Origin of the sequence: Mesorhizobium sp. M7A.F.Ca.CA.001.04.2.1, assembly GCF_003998485.1 — a bacterium.
Classification (GTDB): domain Bacteria; phylum Pseudomonadota; class Alphaproteobacteria; order Rhizobiales; family Rhizobiaceae; genus Mesorhizobium; species Mesorhizobium ciceri.
This window is the reverse complement of record NZ_RZQT01000269.1, coordinates 1-1,746: the sequence shown is the minus strand read 5'-3', so window position 1 is coordinate 1,746 and position 1,746 is coordinate 1. Positions and strand designations below refer to the sequence as shown.

Here is a 1,746-nt window from a genome sequence, read left to right as displayed (position 1 = left end):
CTATGGACAGACTGGGAGACGCGCACGGTGTAGCGGCTCACATCGTCATACTGCACCTACGCCACACACCGGCCGGACCTGATCCGGCTTTATGAGCATTGGGCTTTGTCAGTTGCCCAAGCGTGATGGCTTTCGCGACGCGGCGCGCCTCAGGAACTGAGCCGCGTCCAGGTCGAAACGCGGGAAAGAAAGACAGGAAACAGAATGGCCGATCAATTCGCAACGGACGTCATTGCCCTGATCAAGAAACGCGCCGAGTCGGAGAGCGGTGAGGGAATGCCTGCGTCATTCGTCGGCGAGATAACAATCGCCACGGAACTGGACGCGCTCGGGTTTGATTCGCTGGGTTTGGCGGACGTCCTCTGGGATGTGGAGCAGGCCTACGGCATCAAGATCGACATGAACACGGCCGATGCCTGGTCCAATCTCAAGAATGTCGGCGACGTCGTGGAAGCCGTCCGCGGCTTGCTTGCGAAGGAGGCTTGAATGCACAGGCGCGTCGTTATCACCGGAGTGGGCGGCCTGTGCGGACTGGGCACCGACGCCGCCTCTATGTGGAAAGAGATGCGCGAAGGCCGCTCCGCCATCGGCCCGATCGCCAATTCCGAGCTTCATGACCTGGAGGGCATGACCGGCGCTGAGATCAAGGCGCTGCCCCAGCACGACATCAACCGGGGGCATCTCATCTCCATGGACCGCTTCAGCTTGCTCGCCGTGCTTGCAGCGCGCGAAGCCATGCGGCAGGCCGGACTTTCCTGGGACGAGGGGAATGCCCATCGCTTCGGCGCGACAGTGGGCGTCGGATTTACCGGTTCATACGCAACAGAACAAACTTACCGCTCACTGCTTTTGGGTAGCGCAATCCGTGCTGAACTCTTCACTGGAGTAAAGGTGATGCCCAGCGCCGCTTCCGTCCATCTTAGCTTGAGCCTCGGCTTGCGCGGGCCGGTCTTCGGGGTGACCTCCGCATGTGCCTCGGCCAACCATGCGATCGCCTCGGCGGTGGACCAGATCAAGCTGGGCCGGGCCGACGTAATGGTTTCCGGAGGCAGCGACGCACCCTTCGCATGGGGCGTGCTGAAAGCATGGGAAGCAATGCGCGTGCTTTCACCCGATACCTGCCGGCCCTTCTCCGCCGATAGGAAGGGCCTGGTGCTGGGCGAGGGTGCGGGCATGGCCGTGCTGGAAAGCTACGAGCATGCCACGAGGCGTGGTGCCACAATTCTTGCCGAGATCGCCGGCGTCGGCCTTTCCGCCGATGCCTTCCACATTGCCGCGCCATCTGTCGAGGGGCCAGCGTCGGCGATGCGCGCCTGCCTTGCCGATGCCGGGCTGAATGCCGAGGACGTCGACTACCTCAACGCGCACGGCACCGGTACCAAAAGCAATGATCAGACTGAAACGGCGGCGATCAAGCGTGTGTTTGGAAACCACGCTTATTCGATGTCCATCTCTTCCACCAAGTCCACGCACGCGCATTGCCTCGGCGCAGCGAGCGCGCTTGAAATGATCGCCTGCGTGATGGCAATCCAAGAGGACGTCGTGCCGCCGACCGCCAACTATCGCGAGCCAGATCCCGCTTGCGACCTCGACATCACACCCAATGTGCCGCGCGAGCGCAAGGTGCGCGTCGCCATGAGCAACGCCTTCGCCATGGGCGGTACGAACGCAGTTCTGGCATTCAGGCAGGTGTAGAAGCCATGCAAGACGCCTCATTTGAGGTCACCTGTCGTATCTAGCTGCTTG

General features: G+C 61.9%; 2 protein-coding genes. Both read left to right on the top strand.

Features of this window, described 5'->3' with window-relative positions:
• Nucleotides 1-204: 204 nt before the first annotated feature.
• Nucleotides 205-486 (top strand): acyl carrier protein, encoded by a 282-nt coding sequence (locus EN955_RS34365; RefSeq protein ID WP_029356603.1) that lies wholly within the window; start codon nucleotides 205-207, stop codon nucleotides 484-486.
• Nucleotides 487-1,695: a beta-ketoacyl-[acyl-carrier-protein] synthase family protein gene (locus EN955_RS34360; RefSeq protein WP_127223572.1), complete on the top strand. Its 1,209-nt coding sequence runs from the start codon at nucleotides 487-489 to the stop codon at nucleotides 1,693-1,695. It abuts the gene before it with no gap.
• Nucleotides 1,696-1,746 lie beyond the last annotated feature (51 nt).

Coding starts and splice junctions, on each gene's coding strand:
- EN955_RS34365 (WP_029356603.1), top strand. CDS start 205: ATGGCCGATCAATTCGCAACGGACGTCATTGCCCTGATCAAGAAACGC.
- EN955_RS34360 (WP_127223572.1), top strand. CDS start 487: ATGCACAGGCGCGTCGTTATCACCGGAGTGGGCGGCCTGTGCGGACTG.